Below are 21835 nucleotides of genomic sequence, written 5' to 3'. Positions count from 1 at the left end.
TCATTCTAACTAAAAAATATAAAGTGCAGATAAATCATAATCTACTTGCACGGGCAAATGTGCTGATTTATTTGACTTATATATACCAAATTTAAAATAAGGCACCCATTGATCATTATTACCAATCGGCCCATTATAATATGCCAGTTTTTGACCTGTTTCAGAATTATATAACTGAACCCTACCATTTTTTAGTGTATCAAAGTAATTATTTTTCCAGTTAGGCCAGTCAACAATAACCGTTAGATTAATCCATTGATCAAATAATGAGAGTGTAATGGGATGTTTCCAAATAATACTCACTCCAGATGCCCAGTCACGATTATATGAGCTGTCAGAATAATTTATTGAATTTACAACAGAAAAAGGCTTTAACTGCTTTTCTTTATAGTCACAAACATAAAACTTCCCTATTACAGCTGGTTTTTCCCCAGATATTGAAATTTTGGGACACCTTGTTAGTCGCCGGTCATGAACAGGATATCTAAAATAGTTTGCAATAAGGGCAAGATAACCATCTTTTATTTTTAAAGCCATTGGCGGAAAACCACCTTGATCAAATAAATAGCTTTGTTGTTTAAGTACATGATATTGGGTTAGTGACTCATTCAATGCATCATCAGAAGAATCAACAATATCAAGCTGTTGATACTGCCATGGCTGATCATTTTCATGACGGTATGTCAGTCGATCTGGAGTGCCATGCCATTGAGCAATAATTACAGACATATCTTTAGATAAAAGACTCGATTGATTAGTCGTAGATAATAGTGGCTTTATCTCTCCTCTAAAAGCTGACGGCAGCCGGAATCTCAGCTGATAATATTGATAATGAGAGTTTGTTGGCCATTGCCCTGCCATCATCGATCTTGTTTCAGACTTAAACTGCAATTCCATTTTAGAGTGTTGTTTAAGCATAAATTTGTTAAGAGGAAAAAATCCGGTTGTAAATTCTACTCTTTGTCGCCCATCAGCAAGTGAGCCAAACTCAGGTAGTACTGTTATGGGAATTGCTGATAATGAAATTTGGTTGAGTCCATATATATGACTAGGTAACCTACCTAATGAATGCTTAACACCAACAGGAGCAATAGCTGCTTGATGTAATTTAAACGTACATTTTTGATCAATCAAAAATCTTTGGGGATTGATCTTTCCTTCAATTGTAAAATCGCTAATATAGCAGTCTTGCTGAATATAATCGTTTATAGAATGGTTTCTATTTGATTGACCAAAGGCTTGGCTACTCAAAACCAAGCCAAAAAATAAAAAGTTAGCACAAATTTTCAAAATATTTACCTTGTTGACTTTTATTGCTTTGTGCGAACTATAAATTCTTTCAATAACTGGATCAATTTCTTGCTTAATCAAAATCATGAAAGACAAATTAAAAACCAATATCCATCTCTCTGATACTATATGCGAATGGTATATTTTTACTTCCTATCTTCTGACTCAGAAACACCTTCACTATAACCTACCCAACGATTCATTAAGTGAGCTAGCGACTCTTTATCAATGGGTTTAGCGATATAATCATCCATACCAGCATCAAAACAAGCTGCTTTATCTGCTTCTGAAACATTAGCCGTCATTGCTATGACAGGAACATGACGGTGTGGTGGTGTGGACTGTTTTAAATCTTTAACTAGTTTTAAACCATTTTGATCAGGCAACTCACAATCAAGAAATACCAAATCGTAAGGGTGTGCCTTATATAACATCAGTGCCTCTTTTCCACTGGCTGCAGTGGTAACATCACAGTGCATTTTCGCTAGCATCCGTACAGCTACCATTTGGTTAATGGCATTATCTTCTACAACTAATACTCGATAATGGGGCTTTTCAACCAATTGATTTAATAACGGGGGGTACACAATTGCACTATCTCGTAGCATATCTCTGGTAACAATAGAATCATCATCGGTTGCCAGTATCCGACAGATCATATCTTTTAAAACCTGAGCTTTGACTGGCTTAACTAAAAAACCTGCAAACCCAGCTTTAGCAAACTGTTCTAACGCTACCGTTTCATCAGAAGAACTTATCATTATCAGCTTAGTATCAGAAATGGTTGGATCTTGTTTAATACCTCGACCTAATTTTAAACCATCCATTAATGGCATTTGAAAATCCAGTAAAGCCAGTTGATAGGGCTGATTGGACAATGCTGCCTGGGTAATCCGTTCCAATGCTTCACGTGCCGTACTTGCCAAGTCACATTGCATCCCCCATTTAACTAATAAGCGATCAAGGATGTAACGATTTACTTGTGTGTCGTCGACTACCAGTACTCTCACATCTGTTAAAGAAACATCGGGTACCGGTTGTTTATGTGCTTGCTCATCGGTATGGAACGGCAACATTATAGTAAAAGTAGAGCCGACACCTGGCTCACTTGACAGGTTAATATTTCCTTCCATTAAAGCAACTAATTGCTGACAAATTGTCAGACCTAACCCTAAGCCGTGAAAAGCTCTGGTAACAGATGCATCACCTAATTCAAAGGCACTAAATAAGCGTTCCTGTTCTTCTTCAGGAATCCCCATGCCCGTATCTGTGATATCAAGTTGTATATAAATCTGGTCATTTTCTTGTTTTTGCAACCCTACTTCTACCATGACATAACCTGTTTCGGTAAATTTAGTGGCATTACCAATCAGATGATAAAGTATTTGCCTGACTCGTCCAGGATCGCCTGATAATATCCCTGGAATTTCGTCACCATAATGCATAACCAAATCAATAGACTTTTGTTGAGCTGCACAACGGTAAAACTCAACAACCTCATCAACTAATGCTTTTAAGTCAAAGCTAACCCGCTCTAACACTAACAAGCCTGCTTCTAACTTGGCATGGTCCAGTAAGTCATTAACAGTAAAGAGTAGTATTTCTCCTGAGCGACGAATTTGTTCTACATAACTAAATTGTTCTCTATTTAATGAGGTTTCTTGTAATAGCCCGGTTAAACCAATTACACCATTAAGCGGGGTGCGAATTTCATGACTTAGCACAGCAAGAAAGTCAGCCGAATGGGGTTGTTGATAAGGTGCTTTTTCTGCTACTGGCTGTGTTTGTTCAGTTTGAATATTAATAGGTACTGAAGCCAGCTCATCAGCATCAACGGTTTGTATTATTTGAGTGATTTTAGGTAAGCTAAATAGCAGACCTAAAATTACTATGCCATAAGCAAAACTGCTTAACAGTACAGCAGCCGTATTAAACACCAATTGTGGCTGAGTATAACCTAACCCCCAATACCCTAGCGCTGCAAGCGTTAAAAAAACATAGCCACTAATACCCGTTGCAGTAAAATCATTTTGTACTGACTTTAATGCTTGTAACATACATAACGTACTCATCAGGGCAACTACACTCACACTAAGTGACAGTAGCGTTTTAAAACCATCCTGCACAGCCAATAACATAAATAGGCTTACTCCCCCTGCTACAGCTGCCAACATGATAGCAACGACCCAAGCAGCTAAACGGGGAAACAAACTACTTAACTGTTTTTGATAAAATAGCGTCACTGTAACTGTAATAAAAATTAAAATACTGCTTGAAGCCTTGCTATATAATACGGCATCAGCAATTCCTAACCGGGGGGGCATAGCAATAATAGCGGGTAACTGTATTGCAGATAATAAAATGACAACCTCCAGTGAACACCCAGACCAAAAAGCGACTAAAAAGAGTAGGATTAACGGGGAATTTTCAGATGGTTGTGAGCGAGGCCAAAAAATCAGAACAGATGTAAGTAATAACCAACATAACAGTAGATTGGAGAAACACAGCCAAAGTACAGGGTTATATTGCCAATTGCTATCAATTAAAGGTAAACCTGGTAGTTGTTGAGCGATAAGCCAGGGAACAATACTAACAGTACAAATAAATAATAAACTTAACCACTTAAATACAGCTGGCGTCTCTTCCGGATAAGCTGATAGCGGTTGTTGCACATCCATTGTGGTAAACCCTAAAGTGTAAGCCTATGCTATGGCTATATATTGGTTATAGTGCCGTACAGTATTAGCTCTTTATCTTTATAAAAATATAGATGAAATTTAGCAACATCCATTCATGTGCTTTTAGCTTTCTTAAGGTAAAGAGTCAGTAGGCATATCCTGTAGCCAGGTTCTTTGAGTTTTTTCCAAGCGGCCAGATTTTACCAGGGCCTGCTTTCCCTTATCAAAAGCAGTAATTAACTCTTTTGCCCTCGGGTTATCAATTGAGCTCACAACAAATTCGTAAGTACTGTCAAATGCTGGTAATTTACGATATTGGTTTGACCAGTTCGCTTTATTTAAGGCGTAATCAAAAATTGGAAAGTAACCAGCAAAACCATCAACCCGATTATTATCAAGCATCTTAAATCCCTGCAGCACATCACTTACAGGCACCTTTCTAATACTTTGTAATGCTTTCCACTGCTCTCCATAGTTCCAGCCTCTCATTAAGCCAATACGAAGATCTTTAAGTGCATTCAAACCTTTCCACTTTATAGTACTGTTTTGCTTTACATAAATTAAAAAATCAACCTTATTAATTGATTCATTTGAAAATAATAAGTACTCACTTCTGTCCTTAGTCCAACCCGCTGGAAATAGTAAATCAACATTCTGTTTTTTTACTTCCTCTATAGCTCGTGCCCAAGGGTAAACTTTCAAATTAATGGTATAACCTTGCTGATGGAAGCTATCACGAAATACATCCCAGCTATAGCCCATAATATTATCAGAGTCTACTCCTGGTGGAACGACTTCATGGTGCGCTGCACGTAAATTTCGTTTAGCAATAATAAATGGTGGATACCCTACCAACGTAGCTACACTTAGCTGTTTTAATTGACTTAAACTTGCCTGTTCCTTATTTTGACCACTGACTTGCTCTGTAATACCTATTAAGCCCAGGCAAAATGTAACACTGCATAAGGTGGACCTGATCATATATAATTACTACAAAAACTTTAACTAAAACAAATACTTAATCGGCTGTATCAAGTAACCTGACAATAGTCAGGCACAAATACTGCCATAGCAACAACATATAACTTCAATATAGCCATAATAGGTATAGAAACATAGCTTCTCTCATCACCTCACAAGGCAATAACAAAATTGTAGCATAATTGTAGCTATGACTTGCTCAGATATTTTCTTGCCTTGAAGCTGGTGACTTATTTAGGTTAAAGAGGAATGTAAAATAAAAGACTTTATATTGCTTTTGTGCATTTTCTATTCTTCATCATCTTCTTGCTGGTGTTTTACATCATCTTGCTGTTACATTTTTTAATCATAAATGGCATTATTTACTACCCATTAGACTTTGAGAATAAAATGCTCAAGGAGAAGTATATATGGCTGTAAGCTTGCTATCTTAATGATAGTCGGCTTAGGTTGTATACTAAATGCTGTTTTAAAGTTACATGGCTTTTAATACATAACTGATAAGATAACTTTTAACAATCACTTTCAACAGTAGTGAATAATGGCTAGTTTTGCATTAAGAGTTGTTCAGGGTTAACTATACTGATCTTTGCTTGCTAGCTTGCCAACATAAAAACATGGAGATGCATATGAAAAAACCAATCTTTAGCAGGAAGCTGTCTGCTTTTTTATTGGTAATCCCACTAGTGCTTACCGGTTGTGCCACTCAAGGCCCATGGTATGAAGACTGGCGCAATTGTGCTTATGTAGGTGCCACGACAGGTGCTGTTATTGGATCATTCGAAGACTCAGAAGATGCTGCTATTGGCGCAGTGGGGGGCGCAATAATTGGTGGTGTTACCTGTGCTCTGATGAATCGTGACACAGATAGTGATGGCGATGGTGTGCCTAATAGTCGAGATAAATGCCCTGCTACTCCTAGTGGTGCTCCAGTTGATGTACATGGTTGTGCACTTGACTCAGATAACGACGGTGTACCTGATTACCGTGATGAATGTCCAAATACACCTCCTGGCGCCAAAGTTAATGTGCGTGGTTGTCTCCTCGACTCAGATAATGATGGTGTGACTGACAATAAAGACCACTGCCCTAACTCACCTCCTGGAGCTAAGGTCAATGCATTGGGTTGTACAAAAGCCTTAAAACTTGATGGTGTTGAATTTGAGTTCAACTCAGACAAACTTACCTGGGCAGCTAAAGAATACTTAAATTCAGTAGCTGAAAAACTCAAATTACATGCAGGTACTCGGCTTGAATTAGGTGGCCATACAGACAGCCGTGGCAGCGACCAATACAACAGAGACTTATCTCAAAGACGGGCAAACTCAGTTCGCCGTTATTTAGTCAGCCGCGGTATTAGAAGCAATGACTTAAGAGCAGTAGGCTATGGTGAATCACGCCCAGTTGCCGATAATAACACTGACTCAGGTCGTGCCCGCAACCGTCGAGTAGAACTAAAAGTATTAAATTAACAACACCCAAAAAGCCCGTCTTATGATGGGCTTTTGCCATTAACTTAATTTATATCACGCAAAGTTTTTACCCCTTATTAACAGTAATCACGCAACTAAAATCCTAGCAGCAAAGTATTCAAAACAGTGTCAATAAGCTCTCGTCTAGAATATTTGATAGCCATTAGGTTAATGGTAGATTCATATATCATATAGTTGTTACCTCATTTTGCTCATGGACCACTATGCAACAACTCACTAACACTTTATCCTTACGTTTTGTTTGACAACAGGTAATGGCTGATGAAGAAAAAAATATACATTGCCTATACAGGCGGCACCATTGGGATGCAACGCTCTGATAAAGGCTATGTTCCCATGAGCGGGCTAGACAAACTGATCACCAACAAAATACCTGGTCATATGTCAGCCAATATGCCTGACTATGAGCTACATGAATATGATCAGTTAATAGACAGTAGTAATATAATTCCTGAAAACTGGCTAGCTATTGCTAAGGACATTGCAGACCGTTACAACGACTACGATGGCTTTATTATTTTGCATGGTACTGACACCATGGCTTATACAGCATCAGCCTTATCGTTTATGTTACAAGGCATTAACAAGCCAGTCATTGTTACTGGTTCGCAAATCCCTTTAAGCGAAATACGAAATGATGCCCAAGACAACTTAGTCACTGCAATGATCCTGGCCAGTCATTACCAAATTCCAGAAGTGTGTTTATATTTTAATGGAAGGTTATTACGTGGCAATCGCAGCAGTAAATTAAAAGCCTCTGGATTTGACGCGTTTGATACACCTAACTATCCATGGTTAGGACAGGTAGGTATTCACATTGAAATTAATCAATCGGCCTTATTACCTGCCTCTACTACAGAGCCTGAGTTTATCTTGCCAGAAAGCTATCGCCAATGGCGAGTAGTGCCTTTAGTGCTTTACCCAGGAATGCCATCAGAACTTATTGATAAAGTCGCAGAACTTGAAGTAAAGGGATTAATACTACAAACCTACGGGGTAGGCAACGCTCCTGATAATGATAAAGCACTACTGAAATCGCTAACCAAAGCCAATGAGCAAGGGATCATTTTGGTTAATCTAACCCAATGTATTCAAGGCCGTGTAGATCAATCCAGTTATGCGACTGGATCAGCACTAGCCGACACAGGCATTATTAGTGGTTATGATATGACCTTAGAAGCAGCTTTTACTAAATTACATTATTTATTAGCTCAAAAACTCACCGTAGAAGAGATCCGCCAAAAAATGCAAGAAAGCCAATGCGGCGAGCTAACCTGTTAACCGCTTTAGTAACCAATATTACTACCAGCAGATAATCTGCTGGTTCTTCCTGCCTTTTTTACTATATTATTAGCCAAATGCCTGCCAAATTAAGCATAGCCTGCATTGATTTATTGGCTGGAAATGAAGTAATTAGACAAATATTTCATGAAAAATTTACTAGAAGCAAAATATAATGACATATCCAAGCAAATCATTTTTATAGAGCCAGCACTAAAAGTAAACGAACTACATCTCGCTATTTCAAAGAATTCAGCTAACCACCTTAAGAAACTACGTGATTTTAAGCATGGCATGAAAAAACTGCTACCTGATGGTACTTTTTTAAAAATATTAAATAGTCACAACATATATACTTCTTCTCAATAAACTTACCCCCCTCAACAAAAATCATCTAAATAGTTTTATCATTCATTTTTGCCAGAAAATATTATCTTAAGCCCCCTTTCACTCATTTTTAAAGTATGCTGATGATCCCAATTGATTTTACTAATAATTTTTTCTATCGCTGGCTCAATCTGGCTAGAGCTATTAAAATTCAAACCTAATTTACAACTCTTAGTTCTACAATCCACTGAATTTAAATAAGCACCTTCAATTTCCCCTAAAGAAATTGACTGACGAATAGATACAATCGCGTCAGCTGCCCAGCCTTCATCTACTGGCAACGCATCATGTTGTTGTTCTGCAAGAATCATTGGGTCCATATTATCATGAGTTTTTATACTATTAGTTTCATTTAGTCGAATATCAGTTATGTTTTGCTCTAACGATATATTTTCCATAGGATGATATTTCTTTATCTGCTCCGAAAGCTGTTTTATTTCCAATAAAATGAGCTCATTTGAATCTAGATATGTTTTAACCTTTTCAAAATCTTCACTACTTTCTTGATCCTTTATAAGATCTATCAACTGTACTTTAACCCCTTGAAGATCGAGCCGTAAATCATTAAACATAGTTTTATAGTTATTTTTATGATTTAACAATATTTTACTATCGAACATTAAAAATATGGCATTTACCATTAATGAAGTAATCAAAATCATAAAAAAAATGATTAAGTAGTTTTTAGCCGAAGACTTTTCCATACTGCCTCCAATAGATAAATAAAGAACGGCTAATGCATATCTTGCATTAGCCGTCACTTAGTTTATTAAAGCTCATTAGCAGAATATGAATAAAGTGTAGAAGATGGCGGTAATTTACACTTCATATGCATCGTATATTTTGATCCACCTTGATTTAAGTTTGGGAAGTCAAGCTGCTGCATTGCAGTTGATGAGCCAGAAGAACGCTTAACACTACCACCAGCTACATTCCCAGTATCATAAACACGATAGAAGGCACATTCTACATCTAGTGATGCATTCTGATCTTTTACTCTTACATAACCAGCAGATGCCTCATTATTAGCCGTTGTATCGTCTCTAACTAATGGGCACTCAAGATAAAGCCACTTTGAGGATGATGTATTCTGAACATAACCAAAAGGGTGACTATATCTGTACTCTGATGAATACGTACTACTAGAGGTTATTGGTACACAATGTGTGCCTTGATAGTTTTTTATATCAGCTGCATGACTAAAAACAGCAATAGTACTAGACATTAGCATACCAAATATTGTTAAAGATTTATTTTTCATCATCAAACTCTCCATGTTTAAACTTAAAAATCAATTCACCTATTTATGTGTAAAAGCACAATCCATATTTATATTTATTTGCAATATCAGTACAACCCAAATCAATTTATTACAATTCACTATTTTTAAACACAAGGAAAAATAATAATATTTTTTAGGAATCTAAAGATAGAATATGGCTTTTCAACTGACAAAGAGTTTTCAGGAATAAGTTTTCTCCTACTTATATATAAACAGAGAAACATATAGTAAACTGTATACCAATCAAACAACTGACGATATAAATCTAACTTTATAGCAAAATGTCTTAAGAGCTTTTAATTTTTTATCGCCTTTAAGCCAATCCATCATTTAGTTCGAATTAAAGTATCCACTTACTAAAACACATCATTAATCAACTTAAACATTAACAATTAAACATAAGATGCTTTCAATCATTTTAAGACTAGTTAGTCAAATCTAGCAAAAAGCTACTTCTAATTGCTAACAACAAATAAATTCAAAGCTTTTATAGTAAGTAAGCTTTTTCACACAGATATCAATACACAACTTGTAAGACGCAAATTATTTCTAAGTGTATACAACAGCATTAAGATAACATTACAATACCAACAGATTTACTATAACCAGCTATAAAAGTAAGCACTTACAGAATCATTGCACAAAAAATATGTTATTCAAAATCAATAAACATATTTTCTAGCTATCTTAGAAAAATTTACTTACTGCACTTAGGAGTTTAAATTTTGGAGGTCCAAGAAAAAATAGCTTCCCACCATCCAGACCAACTATCTGGAATTAAGGTGCTGTCTTATAATGACCTGTTAGAAAATAAATCATGTAGCGGACTTGGATTACATCACAGGGAAATTTTGGGAGTAATATACCCTGAAAGCAGTACCGAAGTACAATTTATTATGTCTACTGCATACAAACATAAGACTCCTGTATATCCAGTCTCATGTGGTAAAAATTGGGGATATGGAAAAAGCTGCCCCCCTAAAGAAGGTTGCATCATTTTAGATATGCATAAAATGAATCATATTATTGATTTCGATCCAATACTAGGGAGTGTAGAAATTGAACCCGGTGTAACACAAGGACAGCTTTCTCAGTTCCTAAAAACTACAGATTGGATGATAGATTGTACGGGGGCAGGACCAGATACTAGTATTATTGGTAATATATTAGAAAGAGGATTTGGACATTCCCCCCTAGGTTATCGTGTACGTCATTTCGCTATTACTGAGTTAATACTATCTAACGGCGAAAATTATTCTTTATCTCTACCAGGAAAATATATAGGGCGTGTAGGCTTAAGTGCTGGAATTCATGAGATATTTACTCAAAATAATATAGGTATTGTTACTAAAATTCGGCTTGAACTAGTTCCACGTCTTGAATGTAGCTTGCGTTGTATTATTAAACTTAAAAGCCATGCAACAATTGGTCAATACATCAATGCAATGCGAGAACTTAAATCAGAAGGCACGGTCGATGCATTACCACATATAGGCAACCATTATCGCATGCTTGGTATGTTTTCTCAGTTTGATTTTACTAACTGGAATAACAAAACAGGCCCCAATACAAGCGACATAAATAGTTTACTGAGGAAATTAAAAATATCACCATGGATGGCTACATTTTCTATTTTTGGCCATACCTCCGTAGCAAAAGCAAAGGCAAAAAGAATAAAAAGAAGACTAAAAAAAATAGCAAATGTATATGTTATTTCCTACAGTTTTTTCCAAAAAACTCAGTCTTTAGCCAACTGGTTTTCAAATAATGCTAGCTGGATACCCAACATTGAGTCCACTAATAAAAAAATAACTGAAATATCAAAAGCAATGGGAATTTTTGAAGGTGTTCCAGATAATGTTGCGCTTAAAGGTTGTTATTGGAGAAATAGAAATAGTAAGCCTCGAATAGACGTAGATCCAATTGATAATGGATGTGGTTTTTTCTGGCTCGCACCCTCTCTACCCATGATTGGAAAAGATATTGAAGAGTGCCTATCTGTAACGGAGTGTGAGTTTGATAAGGCTGGCTTTGAAATGGCAGTGACATTAACTGCAGTGACATCAAGGTTATGTCAAGCCATTATCAGCTTATATTATGACACATCAAATTACGATGAAACGAAATTAGCCCACGAAACCATAAAAAAACTAAGAAAACAATATATTGATTATGGTTGGATACCTTATAGAAGAGCTGTTGACGAAATGCCTCTTGACGATGGAATAGAGCAAGATGCTCTTTCTTTACGAAAAATCATTAAACAGGCTATAGATCCTCAAAACTCTATAGCACCCGGACGTTATGAGTGTTAGGCTGAAAAAATGAGATTCACTTCAACAAAAATAATTAAAGATAAACAGGGACTACAAGAGTTCAAAAACAAATATTACCATGTTTCTGGAAATAATGTTGATAGTAAGTACCTTGAAAAGGCTTCAATAGTTCGAGGGATTTACAATAAAAAGTCCGAGATAATTGGTGGCTATGTATTAAACTCTAACATTCCACACAGATACCTTTCCGATATTCCTAAAGAAGCACTATTACAGAGTAAAATCCCATCAAAAAATAATTTGGTTGAAGGCTGTTGCATATGGATGAACAATGAACTTAGCTCATTTAAACGAGGTTGGATCTATCTTTTGACATTTTATGATTATTGTTCATTAGGTAAGCGTTACATGCTTGGTGCATCAATTGAACCAAAAGTAGTAAAGCTACAAAGATTAGTCTTTCCAACTGTATTATATGAAGGACCTATTGCTCATGCACCTTGGTGCTGTATGTACTACGGAACTCGTCGTCATATGGTCAGACTGATATTAGTTATTATCTTCAAGTACTGGGTATCAGGCTTTATAAAATACAGAATAAAATCTTTCAAAAACCTATTTACTTTACAAAGTAAAACATAATTTGATACATCCACTCAAGAAAGGAAGCATTCCATTACTTATTCTTATTCTATAAAGTCCATTCGATTAATATACTTTCGGATGAGGTATAGCTATATAATGATATTCAAATAGTGCTAACCGGCCTCAGAAACCTCCATTTTCCTATGGAGGTTTTCAGTTAATTTTTTTCCTAAAACATAGGGTGCCTTCTGAGTAATTTAACTAAAGGGCTTCTCTAAAGCTCATTTCCGGAAGTTTTATTTTCATAAAAACACTTCACATTATACAAAGTAGTGCTTGCTATCGCACTAAGTGCATCTTCAGTAAAAAAGCCTTGATGACCAGTAATCAATACATTAGGGAATGTTAATAACCTACCTAATACGTCATCAAGTAATAATTCGTTAGAATGATCATCATAAAGCAATGGCTTTTCATTCTCATAAACATCAAGACCTAGGTTAGAAATTTTTCCCGATTTTAATCCTGCAATAACTGCATCAGTATCAATTAGCCCACCACGGCTCGTGTTAAGCAACATAACACCATCCTTCATTGCCTTAACCGCTTTTTCATCAATAATATGATAATTATCTTCAGTCATAGGACAGTGTAAAGTAATTACATCAGATTCAGCTAGAAGCTCAGGAAGACCTACATAGTTAACCCCTAGCTCAAGACAAGCTTCGTTTTGCACAGGATCATATGCAAGTACTCGACACCCCATGCCATGCATTATTTTTACAACAGCAGTTCCAATTCTACCAGTTCCTATCACACCAACAGTTCGATTATGGAAGTCAAAACCAATAAAGCCATTTAAAGCAAAATTACTTTCTTTAACCCGGTTATAGGCACGATGTATCTTACGATTTAACGTCAGCATCATACCTACAGTATACTCAGCAACAGACTCGGGTGAATATGCCGGCACATTGGCAACATTAATGTCGTATTGCTTGGCAGCCGCTAAGTCCACATTATTATAGCCAGCAGAACGTAGCGCAATTAACTTAGTATCACCTTTAGCAAGCTGTTCAATAACTTCCCTATCAACTACGTCATTAACAAAAGCACAAACAGCTGGATACTTTTCAGCCAGCTTTACCGTTTCAACTGTCAAACGAGGTTCGAAAAATGAAATATCTAAACCAAACCCATTATTAGCCTGTTCAAAAAATGCTTTATCATAACTATGGGTATTAAACACTGCTAACTTCATTGACATCTCATGATTTTCCTTTACTTTTAGCTGATTAAAAAATCAGCTATCTAACTTTCTATCTTATACTAACAATTAGTTTTATTATTTGACTTACAACAGTGTTGAATCACTACAATAACTCAATTCAGTTAACGTCTTCCTCCAGCCAATTCAATAAAACTACCAGTGCAGTATGATGCCTGGTCAGATAATAGCCACATAATGGCATTAGCTACTTCTTCAGTTGTACCACCCCGTTTTATAGGAATTGCCTCTTTTAATCGATCGACACGACCAGGTTCACCACCACTGGCATGGATATCAGTATTAATTAACCCAGGCCTAACAGCATTTACTCTTATCCCCTCAGCAGCTACCTCTTTAGCTAATCCTATCGTCAAACTATCAATAGCTCCTTTAGAAGCTGCATAATCAACATATTCATTAGCCCCTCCAATAAATGAGGCTGCAGAGGATACATTGACTATTGCGCCTCCCTGTCCTCCATGCTGAGTAGACATTCGTATAATCGCTTCCCGTGCACAAAGCATACTGCCAATAACATTAATATTAAAAATACGTTGCCAGCGCTCGACTGACATATTTTCAAATTTAGTTTGTTGATCAAGCACTCCTGCATTATTGACCAGACCCGAAATAGGTCCTAAGTCATTTTCTGTAATTTTAAATAAATGCTTTACATCTATCTCTTTACTGACATCAGCAGCAACAGCAATTGCCTTACTACCTGTTGCCTGAATAGTATTGACTATTTTATTAGCAGACGCTTTATCTTTTTGGTAATTAACGCAAATGGCATAACCTTGCTTTGCAGCTAATAACGCTGTAGCAGCGCCAATACCCCGACTTGCTCCAGTAATAATAACTACCTTTGTCAATGCTATACTCCCAGTTATAGTTAAACCAGCAAAAATAGTAATCAATCTCCTTGGATTGGTAAAGTGTGTTTATAATAGACTATATATAATTCTCTTGTAGTTTAATATATCATTAAATCAGAACACTTATTTTCTGTATAATCCTCTCCGTGAATTTTCTAAATAGTTATCATATTTACCACTATTCTTTAGTTTCTTAAGACCTGTATTAAATAACTGCATCAGATGACCACTGCCTTTTATTTTTTTACTTAAAATCAAGTGGTATGTTGTTGTATTATATGGCCGCGCATGATGAGTAACTTTACTTATTTCTTCCTCAGAAAAGTTATCATACAAAATTGCATAACCTGCATCCAAATCAGAAGGTAAAATGTCGACTCTTTTATTTATTAACATTTTAAAAATAGCAATTTCAGAATAGGCTCTTTCCACTTTAATATCTTTATTTGATTCAAATTGGTATTTATAGCCAATTACACCGCCTACTTTCAGCTTGACAAAATCAGAGTAATCCTTCCAGTCGAAAGGTGTTGACTTCAAATGAAATAAAACTGATTTTCCATGAATGAGTATATCGCTAAATAAAAAATCCTTTTCACGCTCAGGATCAGGGCTCCAAATAAGAGAGCCATCAAATCGCCCTTCTTTCGCTTCAATATAGGCCCTTTTCCATGGCATAAAAACATATTCTACTTTAATATTTTCACTAGCAAATGCCTCTGTCACCATATGTGATGCAACACCGTAATGTTTAAGATTTTTTGATTGAAAAGGCAGCCATTCCCCATTGGTCAAACGGACAGTTTGTTGACTGGCTGCATGTACCAAGTTAATAGATAAAAAACTAATTAACAAATAGAAAAACAGCTGCATATCGGCAGTCCTATACAAACTACGTGCTAACTTACAGTATAGCCGTAGACACCGTCAGAATTGCTCAACCACAGTAAAGTCATCCTCACCCAACAACCATTGACCACTCTCCTGTCGCTGCCATAGCTCCCTACTAATGTAGCCTCGACCAACGTTCATTTGCCAGTTAGCTGATAAAACAGCATTATGCTCATCGAGTACTTCAATGCTGACATCTTTATACACCAAATCCGTCGCCCCAGTGGACTGAACAAATTGTTGCCAAAAATCCAAAATTGCTTTACGCCCTATAAATTGCCCAACAGGTCTTGCATCCATTACAGCATTTGGCCTGTAGGCATCAGCACATCCGTTGATATCCCCATTGTTGAAACTTGCTATCCACTGCTTGCTAGTGGCTAATACTTGTTTTTTAACTGCTTTAACATCATTCATCATTTTTCTCCATTATAGCTTGTTAACTTAAATGCTATTATATTTGTACTGATTTTTTTAATAATTATGGTTTTATTGAAATTACTGATTAGTAATACTGAACAATAGTCAAAGTTGGAAGCCAATGAAGAACATTTATCGAATGTTGGTGTTCGCAGAAGTTGTACACACCGGTTCCTTTACCCGAGCAGCAGAAAGTCTAGGGCATACCCGATCAGCAATAAGCCAGCATATTAGCCTGTTAGAAGAAGAGTTAGAGGTAAGACTAATGAACCGCTCTACTAGGCGGCTCAGCTTAACTGAAGAAGGTAGAGTCTTTGCCCGCCGCTGCCAATCGATTAAAGAGTTAGTCAATATTGCATTCGACGAAATACAATCACAAGCCAGTAGCCCCGAAGGCCCTCTGGTTATTACAGCACCTCATGCATTTGAAAACCAGTTGGTATTGCCAACACTCACAGAGCTTTGTAAATTATTTCCTAAAATTGAGCCTAAACTGATTATTAACGACCAACGCTTAGATTTACTCACCCATAATATCGATATAGCAATTAGCGTAGGTTCATTACCGGACAGCAACTATAAAGTAAGGAAACTTGGTGAGCTCACTGAAATATTCTGTGCTGCTCCAGACAAACTCCATCAATTAGGCGAGATAAACCAGCTAGAGCAATTGGCAGCACTTCCCCATATAGCAACCAGCTGGCAGGAAAGACGAAAAAAACAGACTCTTTTATGGAATGGTAAAAAAGTTAAACTAGAGCTAAACCATCGATTTCGAGTGAATACATTACCTTCAGCCACAAATTTAGCAGAAAAAGGCTTAGGTATAACACTATTACCTGATATTTACGCTAAAGAATTAATCGAGCAAGGTAAATTAATACAGGTTTTCCCCCATATTGTATCAGAGCCACGGGATATAAACTGTCTTCACCCCTATAGCCAACAAGTACCATTAAAAGTACGTACATATATCAACTTACTTATTGATAACATAAGTATTAACAACAAATAAAAGCTAATATCATATTATAACAATCACACTCCCCAATAATGTAAAAAGCGTAAATTCAGTTGTTAATAAACTCTACAGTTGATACTAAGGTGACGTATATTACCTATGATGTAAGGAGTATTCAATTGAATAAGCTTTTTAGTTCCCTATTACTATCTATTGGTTGCATTGTTACGCCAGTTACTACTGCAACAGAAGTTATCAAGTTAAAACAAAATATTTATGCTATAGAAGAAGATGGATTCACTAGTTTGGTTATTTTATCAAATAATGGAGTATTAATTACTGATCCAGCTAATACTTCAAGAGCAAAAAAACTACAACAACAAATTAAAAAACTAACCAAAAAACCAGTAACAAAAATAGTCTTATCACATGAGCACTATGATCATGTCGGAGGAACTGAAGTATTTAGTAGTGCTCAAGTTATTTGTCATAATAGCTGTGAAAAAGTATTTCAATTAGATAATAGAAATATCGCACCTAAAAAAGTACATTTTACATTTGATAAAGAACTTACTTTTAAAATTGGTAATACTCCTGTGAGTCTACATCATTTTGGACCTGCCGATGGGTTTAGCAGCACCGTACTTCACTTACCCGAAGATGCTATTGCCTTTAGCGCAGACTTATATTCAGATCGCTATTTAATTCCAGGTATGTGGATGGAAAACGATAACTACCTTGGTGTTTTAAATGCGCTTAAACAAATGCAGTCCTGGAAGTTAACACATGCTGTGAATAGCCATGCTACATCAACTTCAGTACAACCACTCAATGAAAATGTTGAGTTTGTTACAGACCTTTACAACCTGATCAATAACAAAATTAATGAAACGATTGAATCCGAGGGTGTTGGAAAAGTATTTGATGGACTAAACAAGTGGCCACAAACACTACAATTGCCAAAATATAGAGATTGGACTAACTACAACACAGAACTATCTGCCCATATTCGCAGAATGGCCCTATCTATTTTTCACGGCGGCTAGTGCCCCTCAATAGCACAAACTTTGATATTTAGTCTTGTTAGGCAGCTTCTGACAAGACTATATCCTGCCTCTCTCCCACTTTATCCTCACCCAACAGTAATTCTTATGTGTAGCATCAGTTTTTCCTGCTACAACAACCATAGCACTTAAGTTACAGTTCTATACTTCTAGCATGTTCTTAATCTTGGAGCGATATCAATGATCTCTCTCAAAAATAAAACTATTTTACTAACGGGTGCCTCAGGTGGAATTGGCTTAGCAACAGCTAAATGCCTATTAAGAGCAGGTGCAAAATTAATTCTGCACTACAATAGTTCTGCAGAAAGCATTAATTTGCTACAAAATGAATATGGCGCTAACCGCTGTCAGCCAATTCAAGCTAACTTAGCAAAACCTGAACAAGTTGATCAATTATGGCAAAATGCCCTTGCATGGCAAGGCACTATCGACGGATTAGTCAATAATGCAGCTTTTGAGTCACCCGTAGCTATTGATGATGCCACATCAAAATGGCGGGACTTATGGAAATCAACCTTAGATATAAATGTTATCGCAGTAGCAGATTTATGCCGTTATGCCATCAAACACTATCAACAACAGACTGGTGGTGTGATTATCAATTTAGCCAGTAGGGCTGCATTTCGAGGTGATTTACCTGATATGATGCATTATGCAGCTTCAAAAGGTGCTATTGTTTCACTAACTCGCTCAATCGCTAAAGCTTATGCAAAAGACAGTATTTATGCATTTAATATTGCTCCCGGCTGGGTCAATACAGATCGTATCCAGAAAAAACTAGCTAAACCAGGTAATGAAACATTACTTAATGAAGTCCCCACAGGCAAACCAGCACCACCAGAAGAGGTTGCCAATATAATTGCATTTTTACTATCTGGCCTATCAAATCATGCGACTGGTGCAACCATTGATATCAATGGCGCATCCTACTTCCACTAATTGCAGAAAAATATATACAATGATCAAAAACAACCCTGATTTATCCAATAGCGCTGTTGTTATTATCGATGTACAGACTGATTATATAAGTAATACAACTACTTTACTAGAACAGCAGAAAACTAGCCTCCTTGATCAGTTTCCTGAATTCCCCGATAAAATTTGTTTACTGTTGAAAAATGCCAGAAACAATAAAGTACCCATTATTCATATTCGAGAGAAAGATAATAGTCAAAAAAGCACATGGATTTCTTGGTGGAATAAATTACACCCTCCAGGAAATGTTGCTTTAGGTGAAGGATCTCCAGAGCCCTATGCAAAAGAGTTGAATAATGAAAAAGTATTTATCAAGTGGACCTATGACTTATTTCATAGTATTGGTGACGAGTTTGAAGCTTATTTAAAAGACAATAATATAAAGCGACTATATATGTGTGGTGTACTAACTAAAGCATGTGTTATGTTTTCTGCTAGCTCAGCCTTTTGTAAAGGCTATGAAGTATACGTTCTAGAAGATTGTTGTGCTGATAGAGATAGAGCACACCATGACGCGGTACTTAATATCTACGACGGTTATCATATTAAAGTTATTAACTCGAATATTCTATGGCAAGATAGCAAAGCAACTGATTAACCTGACTCACTTTGAAGCAAATTAACTAAAAAATTTATTAAACTAGTATTAACCGTTTGTACTGGGTATAACAGCACAACTTCTCTTTGGTACTTTCTAATATCCACATGGTTAATAGCAATATTATTTGCAATTTTTTCAAGCCCTTTCCAATAAGGGATTAAACTTACACCTACATCTTCTGATACCAATACGGCAATTGCCTCCAAACCATCTAAATCACACAATGGTTCTACTGCTATGTGCTGATCATGTAAATACTCTATCGCTAATCGGCCACCCCAGGAGTTTGGGTCATACTGAATATACGGCCCAGCTTGTATAGCTTGTTTAATCGGCAAGGATAAAGACTTAGGTTTTATAAAAACCAGGGGCTCTGCATAGAGTGTTATTTTTTTCATCATTTTTGGTGTATCAAAAGGTGGATTAACCACTATAACAGCGTCCAACTCTTCAGCCATTAGCCTCTCATACAATGAGGCTGATGTACCTGGTACTATACTCAATTTAACATCTGGCGCTTGAGTCATTAGTTTTTTCAGTAATTGTGGTATTAAACCTGTTAGTGCTGTTGAAATAGCACCAATACGCAGTTCACCCGTTAACCCTAATGGGTCTAAATCAGTTCTTAATGCTTGTATCTCTTGCACAATTTTTCTCGCCCGAGGGACCAACCTCATACAACTTTCTGTTGGTTTAGCCGTATTCCCAATACGAGAAAACAGTGTGACTCCCAGTTCTCTTTCTAAAGCCTGAATACGTTGGCTAACCGCTGATGAGGTTAAGTTTTCAAGTCTAGCTGCATCAGCTATTGAGCCTTTATCTATTACAGCGAGTAAGCTTTTTAAAAAACGTACATCCATAAGTTTTCCTAGCGATTAGCAACAGTAACTTTCATTAACAAATGGTTTCCTACTATTGCTGAATAAGTTAGGATTAATTTTATAGTAAAAAACTCAGGAAATACAATTATGCAATCTATTTTTCACTTTGCTTATCATGTTAATGATTTATCTGAAGCTAGAGATTTTTACGGTAATACATTAGGCTGTAAAGAAGGCCGAAGCACTGAAACTTGGATTGATTTTAACTTCTTTAACCATCAAATATCATTGCATCTTGGCGTCCCATTCACTACCACACTGACAGGTTTTGTAGGTGAACATCAAGTTCCTATGCCTCACATAGGAATGATTTTAGAGCTAAATGAATGGCAGAAAGTTGCAAACCGCTTAACTCAAGCAAATATAGATTTTATTATTCCACCTACTATTCGTTTTGAAGGTAAACCCGGAGAACAATATACAATGTTTTTTTCTGATCCAGCAGGAAACCCTATCGAATTCAAAGGTTTTCAAGACTTTAAGCAAGTTTATGAGAAATAGTTAACATATAGTGGTGCTTGCACCACTACCCCAAAGGCTTTCCTAATTATCATCATACCTAAGACCTGGTAGTGGAGGTGTTCTCAGTGCTACAAATGCTAGCCTAGGAATAAATTCTACTAAGCTAAATCTTCGATTAAATCGATACTGAAATTCAGCAAGATAACGTTGTGCATATTTAGCCCGAATAGCATGATAAGTACTACGTAAAGCACTTTTTAAGTTTCCAAGGATGGTGTTAACCCAATAAAATTCAGGTTCCTCTACTGATGCACGACCACCACCGCATACAATTTTATCATGAAGACAACCTGCTTCTATGACACCATTAAAACAGGCCAGTCCATCGGAGATTACGGTACTGCCCTTGGCCAAATTCTGCCTACTCCAAGCCGTTATCTCTTCTTTATTAAACCCTTTTAAAATGCTCAGTTTAATTCGTGTCGGTTGACCTTGTTTTGTTGTTTCTACGGCTGCTACAAAAGGTATTTTCCCATCTGCTCCCCTACCTCTTTTGCAACCTGTACGCTCGCCACCAAGATAGGCATCATCAATTTCAATAAAACCCGACAATTGCTTGGTGCCTTCTCTTTCTTGCATCACTTTCATGAGCTTATGTTTCATTCTCCAGGCAGCTTGATAGGAAATACCTAAATGGCGATGTAATTCTATGGCTGATATACCTTTTTTGTCTTGGGAGATCAAATACATCCCTTGGAACCAAGTCTTTAATGGTAATTTGGTTGATTCAAAGATAGTACCTGCAGTTACAGATGTTTGCTGGTGACATTTATAGCACTGCTGAAGCTTTCTAGTAGTGAGTTGACAGCATTTGTCGTATCCACAATTGGGGCACTGAAAACCTTCTGGCCATCGCAATTTGTATAAGGTATTAAAGCATTGTTCTTCTGTACCATATTGTTTGAGAAACTCGTTTAAACTCAGGCCTTTTTGAAATTGAACTTTGTTGATAGCCATTATTTATACCTTCTCAATTAAGTTTCCATGCTGTTCAAATATACAGCAGTTAATGGCTTAGGTATAGTGATAATTAGGAAGGCTTTTGTGACAGTCAAAAGAAAGAAAAACTAAAATAATTAATAGTAATAAGCGTTTTTATTTAGTGTTTAAAATTCAACATAC

The 21835-nt window shown here is 36.5% G+C and carries 20 protein-coding genes; 9 read left to right on the top strand and 11 right to left on the bottom strand.

The features are described from left to right. Positions 1–9 precede the first annotated feature (9 nt). From G4Y78_RS03425 to G4Y78_RS03415, 3 genes are all read right to left on the bottom strand, one after another. Positions 10–1290, bottom strand: coding sequence for a heparin lyase I family protein (locus G4Y78_RS03425; RefSeq protein ID WP_163831680.1), 1281 nt, complete (start codon positions 1288–1290; stop codon positions 10–12). Between the two features lie 146 nt (positions 1291–1436). Further along, a complete protein-coding gene (locus tag G4Y78_RS03420) occupies positions 1437–3968 on the bottom strand; it encodes a response regulator (protein ID WP_163831678.1) in 2532 nt (843 codons plus the stop codon). Positions 3969–4100: 132 nt separating this feature from the next. Beyond that, positions 4101–4949 carry a substrate-binding periplasmic protein gene (locus tag G4Y78_RS03415; RefSeq protein WP_163831677.1) on the bottom strand — a complete coding sequence of 283 codons (849 nt, stop codon included), beginning with the start codon at positions 4947–4949 and terminating at the stop codon, positions 4101–4103. A gap of 629 nt (positions 4950–5578) precedes the next feature. On the opposite strand from G4Y78_RS03415, the gene G4Y78_RS03410 reads away from it, so the two are divergent. Both G4Y78_RS03410 and ansA read left to right on the top strand, forming a co-directional pair. Beyond that, positions 5579–6421 carry an OmpA family protein gene (locus tag G4Y78_RS03410; protein ID WP_163831674.1) on the top strand — a complete coding sequence of 281 codons (843 nt, stop codon included), beginning with the start codon at positions 5579–5581 and terminating at the stop codon, positions 6419–6421. Positions 6422–6703: 282 nt separating this feature from the next. Continuing rightward, complete coding sequence (gene ansA / locus G4Y78_RS03405; protein ID WP_163831672.1) at positions 6704–7723, top strand: asparaginase; 1020 nt, start codon at positions 6704–6706, stop codon at positions 7721–7723. Between the two features lie 407 nt (positions 7724–8130). Here the strand turns inward: ansA and G4Y78_RS03400 are convergent, their stop codons facing one another. Together G4Y78_RS03400 and G4Y78_RS03395 are read right to left on the bottom strand one after the other, a co-directional pair. Beyond that, positions 8131–8871 carry a hypothetical protein gene (locus G4Y78_RS03400; RefSeq protein ID WP_163831670.1) on the bottom strand — a complete coding sequence of 247 codons (741 nt, stop codon included), beginning with the start codon at positions 8869–8871 and terminating at the stop codon, positions 8131–8133. An 8-nt stretch (positions 8872–8879) separates the two neighbouring features. Further along, complete coding sequence (locus G4Y78_RS03395) at positions 8880–9374, bottom strand: hypothetical protein (RefSeq protein ID WP_163831668.1); 495 nt, start codon at positions 9372–9374, stop codon at positions 8880–8882. A 743-nt stretch (positions 9375–10117) separates the two neighbouring features. On the opposite strand from G4Y78_RS03395, the gene G4Y78_RS03390 reads away from it, so the two are divergent. Next, on the top strand, positions 10118–11707 hold the full coding sequence (locus G4Y78_RS03390) for an FAD-binding oxidoreductase (protein ID WP_222937631.1): 1590 nt from the start codon (positions 10118–10120) through the stop codon (positions 11705–11707). Positions 11708–11716: 9 nt separating this feature from the next. Continuing rightward, positions 11717–12310 (top strand): hypothetical protein, encoded by a 594-nt coding sequence (locus G4Y78_RS03385; protein WP_163831666.1) that lies wholly within the window; start codon positions 11717–11719, stop codon positions 12308–12310. Between the two features lie 217 nt (positions 12311–12527). On the opposite strand, the gene G4Y78_RS03380 is transcribed toward G4Y78_RS03385, so the two are convergent. From G4Y78_RS03380 to G4Y78_RS03365, 4 genes are all read right to left on the bottom strand, one after another. Beyond that, a complete protein-coding gene (locus G4Y78_RS03380; protein WP_329604944.1) occupies positions 12528–13520 on the bottom strand; it encodes a 2-hydroxyacid dehydrogenase in 993 nt (330 codons plus the stop codon). A 125-nt stretch (positions 13521–13645) separates the two neighbouring features. Next, positions 13646–14395, bottom strand: coding sequence for an SDR family oxidoreductase (locus tag G4Y78_RS03375; protein WP_163831664.1), 750 nt, complete (start codon positions 14393–14395; stop codon positions 13646–13648). A 126-nt stretch (positions 14396–14521) separates the two neighbouring features. Continuing rightward, positions 14522–15271: a substrate-binding periplasmic protein gene (locus G4Y78_RS03370; RefSeq protein WP_163831662.1), complete on the bottom strand. Its 750-nt coding sequence runs from the start codon at positions 15269–15271 to the stop codon at positions 14522–14524. Between the two features lie 54 nt (positions 15272–15325). Then, positions 15326–15709: a YybH family protein gene (locus G4Y78_RS03365; RefSeq protein ID WP_230425692.1), complete on the bottom strand. Its 384-nt coding sequence runs from the start codon at positions 15707–15709 to the stop codon at positions 15326–15328. 121 nt (positions 15710–15830) lie between these two features. On the opposite strand from G4Y78_RS03365, the gene G4Y78_RS03360 reads away from it, so the two are divergent. From G4Y78_RS03360 to G4Y78_RS03345, 4 genes are all read left to right on the top strand, one after another. Further along, positions 15831–16724, top strand: a complete 894-nt coding sequence (locus G4Y78_RS03360; RefSeq protein WP_163831660.1) for a LysR family transcriptional regulator — start codon at positions 15831–15833, stop codon at positions 16722–16724. A gap of 125 nt (positions 16725–16849) precedes the next feature. After that, positions 16850–17716, top strand: coding sequence for an MBL fold metallo-hydrolase (locus G4Y78_RS03355; protein WP_163831658.1), 867 nt, complete (start codon positions 16850–16852; stop codon positions 17714–17716). 198 nt (positions 17717–17914) lie between these two features. Next, positions 17915–18673, top strand: coding sequence for an SDR family NAD(P)-dependent oxidoreductase (locus G4Y78_RS03350; RefSeq protein WP_163831656.1), 759 nt, complete (start codon positions 17915–17917; stop codon positions 18671–18673). Between the two features lie 19 nt (positions 18674–18692). Continuing rightward, complete coding sequence (locus G4Y78_RS03345) at positions 18693–19307, top strand: isochorismatase family cysteine hydrolase (RefSeq protein WP_163831654.1); 615 nt, start codon at positions 18693–18695, stop codon at positions 19305–19307. Here the strand turns inward: G4Y78_RS03345 and G4Y78_RS03340 are convergent. Further along, positions 19304–20170: a LysR family transcriptional regulator gene (locus G4Y78_RS03340; RefSeq protein WP_163831653.1), complete on the bottom strand. Its 867-nt coding sequence runs from the start codon at positions 20168–20170 to the stop codon at positions 19304–19306. The two genes, G4Y78_RS03345 and G4Y78_RS03340, sit on opposite strands and share 4 nt — an antisense overlap. 108 nt (positions 20171–20278) lie before the next feature. Here G4Y78_RS03340 and G4Y78_RS03335 point away from each other — a divergent pair, with 108 nt between their 5' ends. Then, positions 20279–20692: a VOC family protein gene (locus G4Y78_RS03335; protein WP_163831651.1), complete on the top strand. Its 414-nt coding sequence runs from the start codon at positions 20279–20281 to the stop codon at positions 20690–20692. Between the two features lie 42 nt (positions 20693–20734). On the opposite strand, the gene G4Y78_RS03330 is transcribed toward G4Y78_RS03335, so the two are convergent. Next, positions 20735–21670: an IS1595 family transposase gene (locus G4Y78_RS03330; RefSeq protein WP_163831649.1), complete on the bottom strand. Its 936-nt coding sequence runs from the start codon at positions 21668–21670 to the stop codon at positions 20735–20737. Between the last annotated feature and the right edge of the window lie 165 nt (positions 21671–21835).

Origin of the sequence: Spartinivicinus ruber, from assembly GCF_011009015.1 — a bacterium.
GTDB lineage: Bacteria > Pseudomonadota > Gammaproteobacteria > Pseudomonadales > Zooshikellaceae > Spartinivicinus > Spartinivicinus ruber.
Note: the sequence above shows the minus strand (reverse complement) of the source record. Positions and strands in the feature narration are given on the sequence as shown.